Below are 17,065 nucleotides of genomic sequence, written 5' to 3' on the forward strand. Positions count from 1 at the left end.
AATAAATTTTAAAAAAGTCCGCCTTGAATATTGGTTTTAATTTTTCCTAAATGCTTATAAGCTTTTTCAGTTACTTCACGTCCTCTCGGCGTTCGCATAATAAAACCTTCCTGAATCAAAAATGGTTCATAAACTTCTTCGATGGTTTCACTGCTTTCTGAAACGGCAGTCGCCAAAGTTGACAAACCAACAGGCCCTCCTTTGAACTTATCAATGATGGTATTCAAAATTTTATTATCCATTTCATCCAGACCATGCGCATCAACATTCAAAGCTTTTAAAGCATATCTCGCAATTTCAATATCGATGGTTCCATTTCCTTTAATTTGGGCAAAATCACGAACACGACGCAACAAAGCATTAGCAATACGAGGAGTTCCTCTGCTTCTGCCAGCAATTTCAATGGCGGCTTCCATAGTAATCGGCATTTTGAAAATCATCGCGCTACGTTCAACAATAGTTGTCAAAAGCTCAGTAGTGTAATATTGCAATCTGGAAGAGATACCAAAACGGGCACGCATTGGAGCAGTCAAAAGACCTGATCGAGTTGTAGCTCCAATAAGCGTAAAAGGATTCAGATTAATTTGAACAGTTCTAGCATTTGGTCCTGACTCAATCATGATGTCAATCTTGAAATCCTCCATAGCAGAATATAAATATTCTTCGACTATCGGACTTAAACGATGTATCTCATCGATAAACAATACATCCCGTTCTTCAAGATTAGTTAACAATCCTGCTAAGTCACCCGGCTTATCCAATACTGGACCAGAAGTAATTTTGATTCCAACTTCTAATTCATTAGCCAAAATATTAGCCAAAGTTGTTTTTCCTAAACCAGGAGGCCCATGAAAAAGGGTATGATCAAGAGCTTCTTTCCGTTGATTGGCGGCAGCAACAAAAACCTTTAGATTTTCCAATACTTGATCCTGGCCAGCAAAATCATCAAATGACAATGGCCTTAATTTTTTTTCAATATCAAGCTCATCAGGGCTAAAATTATTATTCGTAGGATCTAAGTTCTCATTCATTCGATAAAGATAAAAAAAGTAATCATTGTAATAAAAAAATGCCTCTCATTAATGAAAGGCATTTATATAATTTCTGAAATTCTAGTGATGTAAAACTACTTCCCCTTCTTTCATTGGAACTGTTTGAGGTACAAAATCCTCTTCATGAGCAGGATTACTGTAATCATAAGGCCAACGGTGTACATGAGGAATTTCTCCAGGCCAGTTACCATGCATGTGTTCTACCGGAGTAGTCCATTCCAAAGTATTAGATTTCCATGGATTTTGAACAGATTTCTTACCATAGAATATACTAGAGAAGAAATTGTATAAGAATACTAATTGAAATGCTCCACCTATTAAAGCAAAAGTTGTAATCAATACGTTTACGTTTTGCAAATCATCAAACAATGGGAAATTTGTATTTGTATAATAACGTCTTGGTAAACCAGCTAATCCAATAAAATGCATTGGGAAAAATACTCCGTAAGCACAAACTGCGGTTACCCAAAAGTGAACATATCCTAAATTTTTGTTCAACATTCTACCAAACATTTTTGGAAACCAGTGATAAACACCAGCAAACATTCCGTAAAGTGCAGAAATACCCATTACTAAGTGAAAGTGAGCAACAACGAAATAAGTATCGTGAACATTAATATCTAGTGTACTGTCTCCAAGAATAATTCCAGTTAAACCTCCTGTAATAAAAGTAGAAACCAAACCAATTGAAAACAACATAGCAGGATTCATTTGAAGGTTTCCTTTCCAAAGTGTTGTAATATAGTTGAAAGCTTTAACCGCAGACGGTATTGCAATCAATAATGTTGTAAAGGTAAACACTGACCCTAAGAAAGGATTCATACCCGAAATAAACATGTGATGTCCCCAAACAATTGTTGATAAAAATGCAATTGCAATAATTGACATAATCATCGCTCTATAACCAAAAATTGGCTTACGAGAGTTTGTAGCAATAATTTCAGATGTAATACCTAAAGCAGGCAAGATTACAATATATACCTCAGGGTGACCTAAGAACCAAAACAAGTGTTCGAAAAGCACTGGAGAACCACCTTGATAATGTAAAACTTCACCAGCAATATAAATATCAGACAAGAAGAATGAAGTTCCAAAACTTCTATCGAAAATTAATAACAATGCAGCTGACAATAATACTGGGAATGATACAATACCAATAATTGCAGTCACAAAGAAAGCCCAAATAGTAAGTGGCAATCTTGTCATAGACATTCCTTTTGTTCTTAAGTTAATAACTGTAACTACATAATTCAAAGATCCCATTAATGAAGAAGCAATGAAGATAGCCATAGAAACTAACCACAAAGTCATTCCTAATCCCGATCCAGGTATAGCTTGAGGTAAGGCGCTCAATGGAGGATATATTGTCCATCCAGCTGAGGCTGGTCCGGCTTCAACAAAAAGAGAACAGATCATGATTACACTTGACAAAAAGAATAACCAATACGATATCATATTCATAAAACCAGAAGCCATATCTCGAGCACCAATTTGAAGCGGTATCAGTAAATTACTAAAGGTTCCGCTTAACCCAGCAGTTAACACAAAGAATACCATTATGGTTCCATGTATAGTAACTAAGGCCAAATAAATATCATTAGCCATAACACCATTAGGCGCAAATTTATCACCTAACAAAACATTAAAAATCTTAAAAGACTCTTCTGGCCAAGCCAATTGCATTCTAAATAGCAAAGACATACTTACACCAATAACACCCATTATGATACCAGTTAACAAATATTGCTTAGCAATCATTTTGTGATCAATACTAAAAATATATTTAGTAATGAAAGTGTCTTTATGGTGTTGTTCGTGTTCGTGATCGTGTCCGTGATCGTGACCTTCTGCTGACATATATTTATACTTTAAATTTTCTTAATAATTATTTCATAGCTATTTTAACAACAGCTGCAGTATCTTTTGAAACAGCTGAATCTTTTCCTAAAGAAGCGTCTGGCGCTGCCGGCTCAACTTTAGAAGCTTTTACTTCAGCAACTAGAGCTGTTTTTTCACTCAGCCATTTTTTATAATCTTCAGGAGTATCAACAACAACTTTCATTTGCATATTATAGTGAGAAGCTCCACAAATTTTATTACACAATAATAAATATTCAAAAGTGTAAGGATCTAATCCTGGCTCTCCTTTTGCAATTAATTCAATACTTTTCTTAGCTCTGATTGCATTAATATTAGCAACTTTTTCAACCACGTAAGGTAAAGCTTGATATTCAGCAGTCGTATAAATTGGCGTAAAAGCAAATTCTGTAACCATACCTGGAACACAATTCATTTGAGCTCTAAAATATGGAAAGTAAGCTGAATGCAACACATCTTGAGATCTCATTTTGAAGTGAATCTTTTTCCCTTTAGGAATATGCAATTCTGAAACCACAATATCGTCTTGAGAATAAGGATCTGATAAATCAACTCCAAGAGTATTAATTCCTTCAATCAATCTTACATTTGCTTTACCTAAAACATTGTCAGCACCTGCATATCTTGCAGTCCATTTAAACTGCTGAGCATATAACTCAATCACTACTGTATCCTCATCTTCGTCAACAAACATAATATTTGTCCAAGCATACAGACCATAAAGAATTAAACCGGCTAAAACTACAGCAGGAATTACGCTCCAAATTGCTTCTAATTTATTATTGTCAGCAAAATACAAGGCTCTTTTATCCTTATTACCTCTGTATTTGAATGCAAAATAATGCAATAAAACTTGAGTAATTGCCTGAACAGTAAAAATTAACACCCAAGTAATATTCATCAAGCGGTCAATCAATGCACCGTGCTCAGAAGCTGGAGTATGAAGTACTAAATGACCCCATGTATAAACCCCATATATTGTAAAGATATAAATGAATGCTAAAAATCCAAACATCAAATATCCCTGCACATTATTATCATCATCGGTTGCAACCTGCGAATTGTCCGAAGTCGACGCAACTTGAGTTAAATCGAATATTTTCGTCAATTGCCATATTGCAACGGCTAATAAAACTAAAACTATAATTACCAACAAACTTGTCATCTGTTTATCTCTTTAAATATTAATAATGAAAATGTTTACTCTCTTCTATATATGGATTTCTTTTTGGTAACAAAGGAGCTTTAGTTAATGCTGAGAAGACAACAAAAATAAATAATCCAAGAAAGAATAAAACGGATGCAATTTCTGAAACACCAATAAACCAACTACCGCCAACAGTACCAGGCATAATCATATTAAAGAAGTCAACATAATGACCTAACAATATTACTACTGAAGCCATAACTAAAATCCAAGTGATACGTTTAAAATCAGTATTAATCAAAATTAAAACTGGGAATAAGAAATTCATAACAACTGCACCAAAGAAAGGCAAATTATAAACCTGAATTCTCATTACAAAATAAGTAATCTCCTCAGGAATATTAGCATACCAAATCAACATAAATTGTGAAAACCATAAGTAAGTCCAAAAAACGCTAATACCAAACATGAATTTAGCTAAATCATGAATATGACTAGTATTTACATTTTCTAAATATCCTTTAGATTTCAAATAAATTGTAACCATAGCAATCATAGTAATACCGCTAACGAAGAAGCTAGCAAATACGTACCAGCCAAATAATGTACTAGACCAGTGAGGATCTAAAGACATAATCCAGTCCCATGACATAATAGATTCTGAAACAATGAAAAATACTAAAAACATTGCAGATATATTGAAATTCTTTTTGTAGAAAGAATTATCATCAGCTTCGTCTTGAGCCAAACAATTTTTTCTGGAAAAATAACGGTAAGCATTCCAGCCCAACAAAAATACAGTTGCTCTTACAATCCAAAAAGGGAAATTTAAATATCCTGATTTACCAGCTATAATCTTATCGTAATTTTCACTGCCTACTTTTGTAACACCTTCACCTAACCAAACAAAAATATGGTTAACATGAAATCCAGCTAACAATAAGAAAACAAAGAAAAAGACTGAACCTACTGGTAAGTAAGCCGTAATTCCCTGCATAACTCTAAAAAGAACTGGTGACCAACCTGCTTGTGCAACTTGTTGAATAGCATAAAAAACTAATGTTCCTAAAGAAAGCAACATAAAGAAAATACAGGCTACATATAATGCAGACCAAGGCTTATTTTCTAATTGGTGTAAAACATGAGTTAAATGTTCTGTGTGCTCAGCTTCAGCTTTTACTTCAGCAGAAACAGCATGTGCTCCTTCAGATTCATTACTTACTTCGTGATGACTTCCATGAGCATCAGCAGCAAGTATTTTTTCAACATCTTGAATGTCTTTAGGTGCTGTTAAAAAACCATATCCAATTCCCAAAAGACCAACAGCCATTAAGACGAAAGAAAAAGTTTTTAATTTACTTGAAAATGTATACATATCTATTACGATCAGTTTGTTCAACAATTATTATTGTGCTTTTAGTTTAAGAACATAGTCAGCAACTAACCAACGTTCGCGAGCACTCATTTGATTTGCATGAGAACCCATAGCATTTAAACCATAAGTTTCCACATAAAAAATACTTCCTTCAGTAATATCTCTATCTTTATAATTAGGTACACCAAGAAATTTTTCTCTTTCAACTAATTTTCCTTTACCATCTCCAGCTGCACCATGACAACTAATACAATAAATTTCAAAAAGTGCTTTTCCTTTATCAGAATTTCTGTCTAATGAATCCAACGGAGATTTTAAATTGGCTTTTGCCAAAGCGTATCCCTCTGGAGTATTTTCATATTCAAAAGGTTCAAAACCTCTATTTATTGAACCTACAGCAGGAAGCTGACCTTCTTTGCCGTTTTTAAATACATCAACCGTAGCCGGAGCATACGTTTCAGCACTCACTGCTTCATACATATTAGGCATGTATTGATAATTTGGATTACCATTATTATGACATGATGATACCATTATCATTAAACCAAATACAAGTGTTATTTTATATAAACTTTTCATATCTACAATTAATGCTTATCAATTACTTTAACTTCTACCGCACCTGTACCTTGGAAAAAAGAAACTAATTCTTCTTCATTATCATTCACAGCTACTTCCATCAAAAAATGGTCATCAGTAGTTCTTACATCAGGATTTTCAGCTTCTTTAAATGGCCATAATCTACTTCTCATGTAAAAAGTAATTACCATTAAGTGAGCTGCAAAAAACACCGTTTCTTCAAACATAATAGGCACAAAAGCAGGCATATTATCAATATAGCTAAAACTTGGTTTACCACCAATATCTTGAGGCCAGTCTTGAATCATAATATAATTCATCATCCAAGTACCAAAAGACAAACCACACAAACCATAGATAAAAGCACATATCGCTAAACGTGTAGGTGCAAGTCCCATTGCTTTGTCCAATCCGTGAACTGGGAAAGGCGTAAATACTTCTTCAATATGGTGATGAGCTGCACGTGTCTTTTTTACGGCATCCATCAAAATATCATCGTCATTATAAATGGCGTATATAACTTTATTACTCATGATGTGAATGTTTATTAGCTTCTCTTTCTTTAATATAATGTTCTCCTGTAGCTTTCAATATTGTTTTAACCTCGGCTTGAGCAATAACAGGGAATGTTCTTGCATACAATAAGAATAACACAAAGAAGAATCCTATTGTCCCGATAAAAATTCCAATATCAACAAATGTTGGAGAGAACATAGTCCATGAAGATGGTAAATAATCTCTATGTAATGAAGTTACGATAATTACAAATCTTTCAAACCACATTCCAATGTTTACCACAATTGAAATTATAAAAGAAAACATAATACTTGTTCTTAATTTTTTGAACCACATAAATTGTGGAGAGAACACGTTACATGTCATCATAGCCCAATATGCCCAAGCATAAGGTCCAGTTGCTCTATTCAAGAAAGCGTATTGTTCGTATTCTACTCCAGAATACCAAGCAATAAATAATTCAGTAATATAAGCTACCCCAACAATAGAACCTGTAATCATGATTACAATGTTCATCAATTCGATATGTTGAATAGTAATATAAGCTTCAAGATTAGAAACTTTTCTCATAATGATAAGCAAAGTGTTTACCATTGCAAATCCAGAGAAAACCGCTCCAGCAACAAAGTACGGAGGGAAGATTGTAGTATGCCATCCCGGAATAACAGAAGTAGCAAAATCCATCGATACAATAGTATGCACAGAAAGTACAAGAGGAGTAGCTAAACCTGCAAGAACTAACGAAACTTCTTCAAAACGCTGCCAATCTTTAGCTCTACCACTCCATCCAAAACTTAGTATAGAATATACTCTTTTATTGAAAGGTGTTATAGCTCTATCACGCAACATTGCAAAGTCAGGCAAAAGACCAGTCCACCAGAAAACTAATGATACTGAAAGATATGTTGAAATCGCGAATACGTCCCAAAGCAATGGTGAGTTAAAATTCACCCAAAGAGATCCAAACTGATTTGGAATTGGTAATACCCAATAAGCCAACCAAGGACGTCCCATGTGTATAATTGGAAATAAACCCGCTTGGATTACAGAGAAAATTGTCATCGCCTCTGCAGAACGGTTAATCGCCATTCTCCATCGCTGACGGAATAATAAAAGCACTGCAGAGATAAGAGTTCCTGCGTGACCAATACCAACCCACCAAACGAAGTTAGTAATATCCCAAGCCCATCCAACAGTTTTATTTAATCCCCAAGTACCAATACCTGTAGACACTGTGTATATAATACAGCCCATTCCCCAAAGGAACGCTGTTAATGCAATTGTAAATACAATCCACCATTGTTTGTTTGCTTTACCTTCGATAGGTGCTGCTACATCAACAGTTATATCGTGATAAGATTTATCACCTATAACTAAGGGTTTTCTAATGGCTGCTTCGTAGTGAGACGACATAATCCTTTATTTGATTCTTAATTAATAATTTTTGTACTAGGTATTTCTAACTTTAACGTGGTATACAACATTTGGTTTTGTTCCAACATGTTCCAATAAATGATAACTTCTTTCGTCTTCTGCTAGTTTTGTAACTACAGCTTCTTTATCATTTACATCCCCAAATATCATTGCTCCAGTAGAACAAGCATTTGAACAAGCAGTTTGGAATTCACCATCTTTTATTGCTCTTCCTTCATTTTTAGCTTTCAAAATTGTTGCTTGTGTCATTTGAATACACATAGAACATTTTTCCATTACTCCACGAGAACGAACATTAACATCTGGATTTAAAACCATACGTCCTAAATCATCATTCATATGATAATCAAATTCACTGTTTTTGTTGTATAAGAACCAGTTGAAACGACGTACTTTATAAGGACAGTTGTTAGCACAGTAACGAGTACCAACACATCTGTTATAAGCCATTTGATTTTGACCTTGGCGACCGTGTGAAGTTGCAGCAACAGGACAAACAGTCTCACAAGGAGCGTGATTACAATGCTGGCACATTACGGGTTGGAAAGCAACCTGTGGGTTATCCCCAGCTTTTTCCATTTCATTAAATGTAGATAATGAACTTGATAAACCAGCAATATTATCTTTTCTTTCATTATCCCCTTCGAAAGTACTCTCAGAAGAATAATATCTGTCAATACGCAACCAGTGCATATCTCGGCTTCTTCTTACTTCAGCTTTACCTACAACTGGCACGTTGTTTTCAGCATGACATGCAATAACACATGCACCACAACCTGTACAAGCATTTAAATCAATAGAAAGATTAAAGTGGTGACCAGTTGAACGGTCAAATGAACCCCATAAATCCACTGAAGTAGCTTCAACTTCTTGGTGATCTAAAGAAACCATTGGTTTTTCATTCCAAAACTCAGCATCCTTAGAATTAAAAATTTCCAGTGTTGTTTCTTTAATAATATCCCCTCTACCCATTAGCGTTTTCTGACCTTGAACACAAGCAAATTCGTGTTCTCCATCAGCTTTCACAATTATAGCTGTTTGTATATTATTGAAACCACCATATAAAGCATAGGCATTGATACCTACTTGCATTTCTTCTTTCAAAGCTGCTTTACGGCCATAACCTAAAGCAATACCCACAGTTCCAACAGCTTGACCTGGTTGAACAATTACAGGAACACTTTCAAGTTTAACTCCGTTTGCAGTTAAAGTAACATAACTACCGTTTAATCCGCCGTTAGCAACAATTTCATTTGATAATCCCCATTTCTTAGCATCAGCATTAGAAACAGTAACATAGTTATCCCAAGATACTCTTGTTAATGGATCTGGAAACTCTTGTAACCATGGGTTATTCGCCTGTTGTCCATCTCCCATTCCTGTTTTAGTATACAATACTAATTCAAGACCAGCAGATTTAGCTTGAGCTAATGCATTTGCTGCACTAGTATAGTCAGCAGTACCACCAGCAGAAGCAGGTATAACTCCAACATAAATACCATCATGCAATACTTTATTCCAAGAAGAACCTGCAGTCACTGAAGCTGAAAAAGCTTTCAAATAATCGTAATAAGTTCCAGGAATTCCATTTATAGATAATAAAATATCTTGAAATTGTTTAGTATTGAATAATGGACGAATAGTAGGTTGCGTAAGACTATAAGTCCCTTTTGTTAACGTTAAATCTCCCCAAGCCTCTAAGTAATGAGGAACTGGAGCAGCAATTGTAGATAAAGAAGCCGTTTCATCTTCTTTTAATGACAATGCAACTGATGTTTTTACTTTTTTCAACCCTTCAACAAATAATTTGCTGTCAGCCAAAGTATAAACTGGATTAACTCCGCTCATGATCAAAGTGTGAACACTTCCAGCATTCATATCCTTTACTAATTGAGCTACTTTTTCATTAGAACCTTTACGGATTTGTCTAGTTCCTGAAGTATTAAAAGCTTCACTTGCTAAAACTTGGTTGATAGCAAGAACTAACAATTGAGCATTTTTATCTTGAATACCTGACACTAAAACTCCTTTAGCACCAGCTGCTTTCAATTGCTGCCCTGCTTTAGTAACATCTGCCTTAAATGCCGCATCTAATGAATTAGCAATAGATGATCCTGTAATAATACTATATATAAGAACTAGTGCTTGTTTTTGATTAGCAGTTGACATAGCAACACGCTTATCAGCAGCAGCACCAGATAAAGTCATATTAGACTCTAATTGTATATGCTTTGATATCTTTTTACTTCCAACAGCACCAGATGGGATTCTTCCTTTAGCATAACCTGCATCATATCCTCCACCTTGCCAATCGCCAAGGAAATCAGCTCCAACAGAAACAATCACTGAAGCTTTTGAAAAGTCATAATCAACTAAAGCTCTTTCTCCATAAACAGTTTCAAAAGCATCTAAAGCTTCTGAAGAAGAAACAGCATCATATATTACATGTTTAGCATTTGGATTTTTGCCAATAAAATCAGCAATTAACTTTTCAGTAGATGGACTAGCCAAAGTATTTGTTAAAAACACTACTTGTCCTCCTTTTGCTTTAGCATCAACAATACTAGATTTTATTTTTGAATCAACTGCAGACCAAGAAGCATTTTTAGCATCTAGCTTAGGCTCTTTCAAACGCATATTATCATACAATGACAATATAGAACCATGAATTCTAGCATTAGCAGCAAACTTAGCTCCAGCAATAGTGTTATTGTCTATTTTAATTGGACGTCCTTCACGTGTTTTTACCAAAAGGTTCGCAAAATCAAAACCATCAAAAACCGAAGTTGCATAATAATCTGCTACTCCAGGAACGATTTGTTCCGGTTGCAGCACATAAGGAATTGATAAATGCACAGGACCTTCGCATGCAGCAAGAGAAGCTGCAGCTGTACTAAAACCAACGTACTTTAAAAAGTCACGACGTGTAGTTGAAGAAGAAGACAAAGCCGCTTCATTTCCTAAAAACTCATCCGTAGGAATCTCTTCAACAAATTCGTTATTTCTAAGCGCCTCAACAATAGAACTATTTCCGTCTAGTTCTTCAACACTTTTCCAGTATTTTTTGTTTGATGACATATTATATATAAATATTAATCTTAATAATTTTTTTTTGTTCTATCCTTTAATTTCAATCACTCAACAGCGATAACATTAAATTCCTAATAGTGGCATTTACCACACTCTAAACCACCCATTTGAGCAGCTGTAAGCTTGTCAACACCATATTTTTTAGAAAGTTCTTCGTGTATTTTTGTGTAATACTCATTTCCTTCCATTTTAACATCAGTTTTTCTATGGCAATTTATACACCATCCCATAGTCAAAGGAGAGAACTGTTTCATTATTTCAAATTCTTGAACTGGACCGTGACAAGTTTGACACTCAATTCCAGCCACAGTAACGTGCTGAGAGTGGTTAAAGTAAACAAAATCAGGTAAATTATGAATACGCACCCACTTTACAGGCTCCTGTTTACCAGTATAAGACTGTGTTGAAGCATCCCAACCGACAGCTTTATATAATTTTTGAATTTGTTCATCATAGAAAGCTTTGCTGTACTCTGGAGTAGCTGTAGTTTCAGCAACTTCGCTAATGCTTTTATGACAGTTCATACAAACATTTAAAGATGGAATTCCAGCTGTTTTACTTACACGAGAAGCAGAGTGACAATATTTACAATTGATTTCATTATCTCCAGCATGAATTCTATGAGAGTAATGTATTGGCTGAATTGGCTCATAATTTTGATCCACACCTACCTGCATTAAAAAACCGTATACTAAATAAGCTCCTGTAAGCAACATAAATATAGCTGATACCAGAACTAAAAATTGGTTTTTAACAAATGCTTTCCAAATTGGCAATGTCGGCTCTTTCTTAGCAACTTCAATACCATTTGCGGCAGCTACTTTTCTCAATACTTTATTTACTAAAACCAACATTACAATAAGTATTGCCATTACTAATGACAAAGCACCTAAAATAACATCATTAGAAATACCAGCTTCTTGCGAACCATCTTTTGCAGTAGCTGCTGAACCAGCAGCAGTAGGTGGAGCTTCAGCCTTTGGCTCAGAAGTATAGGCTATAATATTATCAATATCTCCTTCAGATAACTGAGGAAACGGAGTCATCGGAACTTTATTATTCTCTTCAAAAAGTTTCACTGCGACAGCATCGCCAGATTTAATCAAATCGCCACTATTGTGTACCCATTTATAAATCCACGCCATATCATGCTTAGCAGAAACACCTCTTAATGCAGGACCTGTTGATTTAGCATCAAGCTTGTGACATGCAGCGCAATTGGTGTTAAAAAGCTCTTTACCTTTTGCTGCATCACCTCCAGAACTCGCTGCTGGAGCCGCTGTAGTTGCAACCGGAGCAGCATCCTGAGCAAATGAAGCTACGGAAATACTCAACATTAATGCTAAGCTTAAAAATAATTTCCTTGAATTCGAATTATGGTTACCCACCTTTTTCATATTAATATATTGATTATCTACTAAAAATTGTTCGCTTATCACCCTAATAAATTAGAAGATGAAACCCTCCTTATTTAAAAATTTGGACAAAAATACGACTTAAGAACTATTCTCAAAACCTTAAAATAATCTTAATTATAATTTATATTAAATCTAAATAGCAAATCCAATTTCAATTTCCTGCTAAAATGTTATTTTTGTAAAATAAATAATCAGATTATGAGATTTTTAAGATCAGTACACCCATTATTAGCAGTCCTGATATTTTGTTCTATTACAATAAAATTAGGTGCTCAAAATTCGAATTTAACCCTAAATCAAGACCCAAAATTTGAACAATTATTGACAGAGAAAAGAAAATCAAACCAAAATCTGTCTTATAATGACAGATACAAAATTCAAATCTTCAACGGTGTAAGCGAAACAGCTAAAAAAACCTTATCCGAATTTAAGCAGGAATTCAAAGACCTTGACGGAACTATCATTTTTAACACACCAAATTATAAAGTTTGGGTTGGATATTTCAGAACCAGAATGGAAGCGGAACGCAACCTTGTGGACATCAAAAAAAGATATAAAAACGTATTTTTAATAAAACCTAATAAATAAGATTTTAAGCGTTGAAATAATTTGAAAACTTACCATTTAATAAGTTTTTGAATTATTTCAAACCCAAATTTGGATGCAACTTGTGATACAAATTCATTGAAATCGACTACCGAATTTTCATTTGCAACATCAGAAATAGTTCGAATAATTACATAAGGAATATCATATTCAAAACACACCTGCGCTACTGCTGCTCCTTCCATTTCAACGCATAAAACATCTGGAAGGATAGCCAACAGATTCTCTTTTTCAATATTACTAGAAAAAAATTGATCTCCACTAGCCACTTGCCCAACCACTACTTTTTGGCTGGTTAATGAAAATAATTCCCGCTGTTTTGAAGAAAGCAAATCAATTAAACTTCCATTTCCAACTAATTCATCTATCTTCTCAATTGTACTATCCAAAATTTCTTTTGGAGAAAAGAGTTCCGTTATCCCTAAGAGCGGAATTTCAAAACGTTTCATTATAGGACGAGCATCCAAATCATGCTGCACTAAACTATTTGCAATAACAATATCGCCAATATTCAAATCTTGGCTAATAGCTCCTGCAACTCCAGTAAACACTACTTCAGTTATTCCAAATTCAATGATTAAATGTGTTACCGTAGTTGCAGAAGCTACTTTCCCCCAACGAGAAAATACCACTACAACTTCAATATTATTTATTGTACCTGTATAATAGGTTCGCATTCCTTTTACTATCTCTTTTTTATCTTTAAGTAAGGAAACAACTCCGTTAATCTCTTCGGGCATTGCACCCAGTATTCCAATTCGTTTTTCTTTCATTATAAAAATTCATTTTAAACTATTTAGACCTTTAACCTGAGTTTGTCTCCAATTGCAAATAATCATAAAGAAGCAATATATTTATGAGCCCCGATTGCTTCGCTTGTGTGAAGTGAAAATCGTCGCAGCTTTAGCAAAGGGGTTGTAACGGATAGCGGGAAACCTAATTTCCTGAAAATGCCTTATCATTCAGCTCCAAAATTAATAATTGACTTGAGGTTACAAACAAAAAAATCCCAACGAATTGGGATTTTAAATTATATAAATTGATTATTATTTCAATTTCTTTTTGATAGCTACTTCATGGTAAGCTTCAATTACATCTCTTTCTTCGATATCATTGTATCCTTTTATTTGAATACCACAATCGTATCCTTTTGCAACTTCTTTAACATCGTCTTTGAAACGTTTCAATGCAAGAAGCTCTCCTGTAAATACTACCACTCCGTCTCTAATAATTCTGATTTTCGCATTTTTGGCAATTTTACCATCCATAACCATACAACCAGCAATTGAACCAACTTTAGAAATTTTGAATATCTCTCTAATTTCTGCAGTCCCTAGAACTTCTTCTTTCATCTCAGGAGCTAACATTCCTTCCATTGCATCTTTCAAGTCATCGATAGCAGCATAAATGATAGAGTAGTAACGGATATCAATTTCTTCTTTGTCTGCTAATTGTCTCGCATTACCAGCAGGACGAACATTAAATCCGATAATAATCGCATCCGAAGCAGAAGCTAACATAACGTCAGATTCTGTAATAGCTCCAACTCCTTTATGAATAATATTGATTTGAATTTCTTCGGTAGACAATTTAGAGAACGAGTCAGATAATGCTTCAACAGAACCATCCACATCACCTTTTAAGATAATATTTAATTCTTTAAATTGACCTAAAGCTATTCTACGTCCAATTTCATCTAATGTAATATGTCGCTGTGTACGTACAGATTGCTCACGCATTAATTGAGAACGTTTAGCAGCAATTTGTTTAGCCTCTTTTTCATCTTCAAAAATATTGAACTTATCCCCTGCTGTCGGAGCTCCATCAAGACCTAAAACCGAAACTGGAGTTGAAGGACCTGCTATAGTAACAATATTCCCTCTTTCATCATGCATGGCTTTAATTTTACCGTGATGTTTTCCTGCCAACATATAATCTCCAATTTTAAGAGTTCCATGCTGTACTAATATTGTAGAAACATATCCTTTACCTTTATCTAAGAAAGCCTCTACAACAGTACCTTGAGCTGCTTTATTTGGATTTGCTTTCAAATCTAAAATTTCAGCTTCTAATAATACTTTTTCTAATAAATCTTTAACTCCAGTACCCACTTTTGCAGAAATATCATGAGATTGAATTTTTCCGCCCCAATCTTCTACCAAAAGATTCATACCTGCTAAACGCTCTTTAATTTTTTCTACGTTAGCATTTGGCTTATCAATTTTATTAATTGCAAATATAATAGGTACTCCCGCAGCTTGAGCGTGAGAAATAGCCTCTTTAGTTTGTGGCATGATGTCATCATCTGCAGCCACAACAATAATAGCGATATCGGTAACTTGAGCACCACGCGCACGCATTGCGGTAAACGCTTCGTGACCAGGTGTATCAAGGAAAGCTATTTTTTGACCATTATCTAATGTTACTCCATAAGCTCCAATATGCTGTGTAATTCCACCTGATTCACCAGCAATTACATTTTCTTTACGAATATAATCCAGTAAAGATGTTTTACCGTGATCGACGTGACCCATTACGGTAACGATTGGCGCTCTAGTAACTAAATCTTCTTCCTTATCTTCAACTACCTCAATAGCTTCTTCAATATCAACAGTAATAAACTCAACATCATAACCAAACTCATCAGCTACAATAGTTAATGTTTCAGCATCAAGACGTTGGTTCATGGTAACCATGATTCCAAGAGACATACAAGTTCCAATAACTTTTGTAATTGGCACATCCATCATGATTGCAATTTCACCTACAGTAACAAATTCAGTAACTTTAATAGTTTTACTTCCTTCGTCTAAAGCTCTTTGCTCATCATCTGATTTTTGACGGTGCGTATCTCTTTTATCTCTTCTGTATTTCGCAGCTTTAGATTTACCTCCTTTACCTTGAAGTTTCTCTAAAGTTTCGCGAATTTGATTTTTTACTTCTTCTTCTGTTGGCTCAACCTTTGCAACAATTGCAGGTCTATTTCCTTTTACAAATCCAGGTCTTGCACTTCTATTGGCATTAAAACCGCCTCCTCCAGTATTCGGAGTAATTTTATTTGGATTTGGTGCACCAGGAACACTAGGGGTTGCAGGAGGTCTAGGAGCTCCAGGTTTAGGAGCAATTCTCTTGCGTTTATTTTTATTCGCATTACCCGCACCAGCAGCTCCAGGAGCACCAGGCTTGTTAGGCGTAATTTTTGGATCTTCTTTTTTCTTTTTTGGCTTATTGAATTGAGACAAGTCAATCACTTGACCAGTCAAAGTTGCACCCGAAAGCTTTTGATATTGTGTCGTAATTGATTCCTCAACTGGAGTTTCATTAGCAGCACTTTCAACCTTTTTCTCTATTACAGCTTCTGGTTGCTTTTCTACATTTTTAACTTCCTTGAATTTAGGCTTGTCGCTTACCTCTTTTTCTTGAATAACAGGAACTTCTTTTATAACTTTTTCAGCTGGCGCCTCTTTTTTCTCTACAGGCTCAACAACAGTATCTTTTTTTACATCTTCTTTAGAAACAGGCACTTCATTTGAAGTTACATCTATAGGAGCAATTACTTTTTCAGCAACAACAGGAGCTGGAGCAGGAATAGGCTTTTTCGGATTAAGATCGATTTTACCCACTTGAACAGGTCCCGCCAATACAGCTCTAGCTTTAATAATCTCTTGCTGTTTTAAACGATCCTCTTCTATTTTGCGTTTGTCTTCGACTTCTTTTTCTCGTTCTATACGTAAAGCTTCTTTTTCTTTCCTCTTCTCTTCACTAACTTCCTTAGAAGCTTCTTTATTCCCCTTGTCGCCCGCAAACTGACTTTGTAGGATATTAAATTCTTGTTCAGAAATTTTTGTGTTTGGATTTGATTCAATAGCAATTCCCTTATCTTTTAGATAATCCACAGCTCTTTCTAACGAAATATTTAATTCCCTTAAAACCTTGTTTATTCTAATAATTCTCTCTTCAGACATAAAAT

Annotated in this window: 12 protein-coding genes; 1 reads left to right on the forward strand and 11 read right to left on the reverse strand. The window is 34.8% G+C overall.

Features of this window, described 5'->3' with window-relative positions; translation table 11 throughout:
- Positions 1 to 8 precede the first annotated feature (8 nt).
- From ruvB to CLU83_RS13895, 9 genes are all read right to left on the reverse strand, one after another.
- Positions 9 to 1,031, reverse strand: a complete 1,023-nt coding sequence (gene ruvB / locus CLU83_RS13855) for a Holliday junction branch migration DNA helicase RuvB (RefSeq protein WP_100432154.1) — start codon at positions 1,029 to 1,031, stop codon at positions 9 to 11.
- A gap of 81 nt (positions 1,032 to 1,112) precedes the next feature.
- On the reverse strand, positions 1,113 to 2,909 hold the full coding sequence (locus CLU83_RS13860) for a cbb3-type cytochrome c oxidase subunit I (RefSeq protein ID WP_100432155.1): 1,797 nt from the start codon (positions 2,907 to 2,909) through the stop codon (positions 1,113 to 1,115).
- 28 nt (positions 2,910 to 2,937) lie between these two features.
- Positions 2,938 to 4,095: a cytochrome c oxidase subunit II gene (locus CLU83_RS13865; RefSeq protein WP_100432156.1), complete on the reverse strand. Its 1,158-nt coding sequence runs from the start codon at positions 4,093 to 4,095 to the stop codon at positions 2,938 to 2,940.
- A 19-nt stretch (positions 4,096 to 4,114) separates the two neighbouring features.
- Positions 4,115 to 5,452, reverse strand: coding sequence for a quinol:cytochrome C oxidoreductase (locus tag CLU83_RS13870; RefSeq protein ID WP_100432157.1), 1,338 nt, complete (start codon positions 5,450 to 5,452; stop codon positions 4,115 to 4,117).
- 30 nt (positions 5,453 to 5,482) lie between these two features.
- Positions 5,483 to 6,031: a cytochrome c gene (locus CLU83_RS13875; RefSeq protein ID WP_100432158.1), complete on the reverse strand. Its 549-nt coding sequence runs from the start codon at positions 6,029 to 6,031 to the stop codon at positions 5,483 to 5,485.
- 8 nt (positions 6,032 to 6,039) lie between these two features.
- Complete coding sequence (locus CLU83_RS13880) at positions 6,040 to 6,564, reverse strand: DUF3341 domain-containing protein (protein WP_100432159.1); 525 nt, start codon at positions 6,562 to 6,564, stop codon at positions 6,040 to 6,042.
- Positions 6,557 to 7,960 carry an NrfD/PsrC family molybdoenzyme membrane anchor subunit gene (gene nrfD / locus CLU83_RS13885; protein WP_100432160.1) on the reverse strand — a complete coding sequence of 468 codons (1,404 nt, stop codon included), beginning with the start codon at positions 7,958 to 7,960 and terminating at the stop codon, positions 6,557 to 6,559. Before nrfD ends, CLU83_RS13880 begins: the two co-directional genes overlap by 8 nt.
- Before the next feature lie 36 nt (positions 7,961 to 7,996).
- Positions 7,997 to 11,059 (reverse strand): TAT-variant-translocated molybdopterin oxidoreductase, encoded by a 3,063-nt coding sequence (locus CLU83_RS13890; protein WP_100432161.1) that lies wholly within the window; start codon positions 11,057 to 11,059, stop codon positions 7,997 to 7,999.
- A gap of 83 nt (positions 11,060 to 11,142) precedes the next feature.
- A complete protein-coding gene (locus CLU83_RS13895; protein WP_100432162.1) occupies positions 11,143 to 12,468 on the reverse strand; it encodes a c-type cytochrome in 1,326 nt (441 codons plus the stop codon).
- 219 nt (positions 12,469 to 12,687) lie between these two features.
- Here CLU83_RS13895 and CLU83_RS13900 point away from each other — a divergent pair, with 219 nt between their 5' ends.
- A complete protein-coding gene (locus tag CLU83_RS13900; RefSeq protein ID WP_100432163.1) occupies positions 12,688 to 13,077 on the forward strand; it encodes a sporulation protein in 390 nt (129 codons plus the stop codon).
- 29 nt (positions 13,078 to 13,106) lie between these two features.
- On the opposite strand, the gene CLU83_RS13905 is transcribed toward CLU83_RS13900, so the two are convergent.
- The gene (locus CLU83_RS13905; protein ID WP_100432164.1) at positions 13,107 to 13,868 is read right to left on the reverse strand and encodes a 5'-methylthioadenosine/adenosylhomocysteine nucleosidase; all 762 of its coding nucleotides are present in this window, start codon (positions 13,866 to 13,868) and stop codon (positions 13,107 to 13,109) included.
- 273 nt (positions 13,869 to 14,141) lie between these two features.
- A complete protein-coding gene (gene infB, locus CLU83_RS13910) occupies positions 14,142 to 17,060 on the reverse strand; it encodes a translation initiation factor IF-2 (RefSeq protein ID WP_100432165.1) in 2,919 nt (972 codons plus the stop codon).
- Positions 17,061 to 17,065: the final 5 nt, after the last annotated feature.

The sequence above is a fragment of the Flavobacterium sp. 1 genome (assembly GCF_002797935.1).
In the GTDB taxonomy this organism is placed as follows: Bacteria; Bacteroidota; Bacteroidia; order Flavobacteriales; family Flavobacteriaceae; genus Flavobacterium.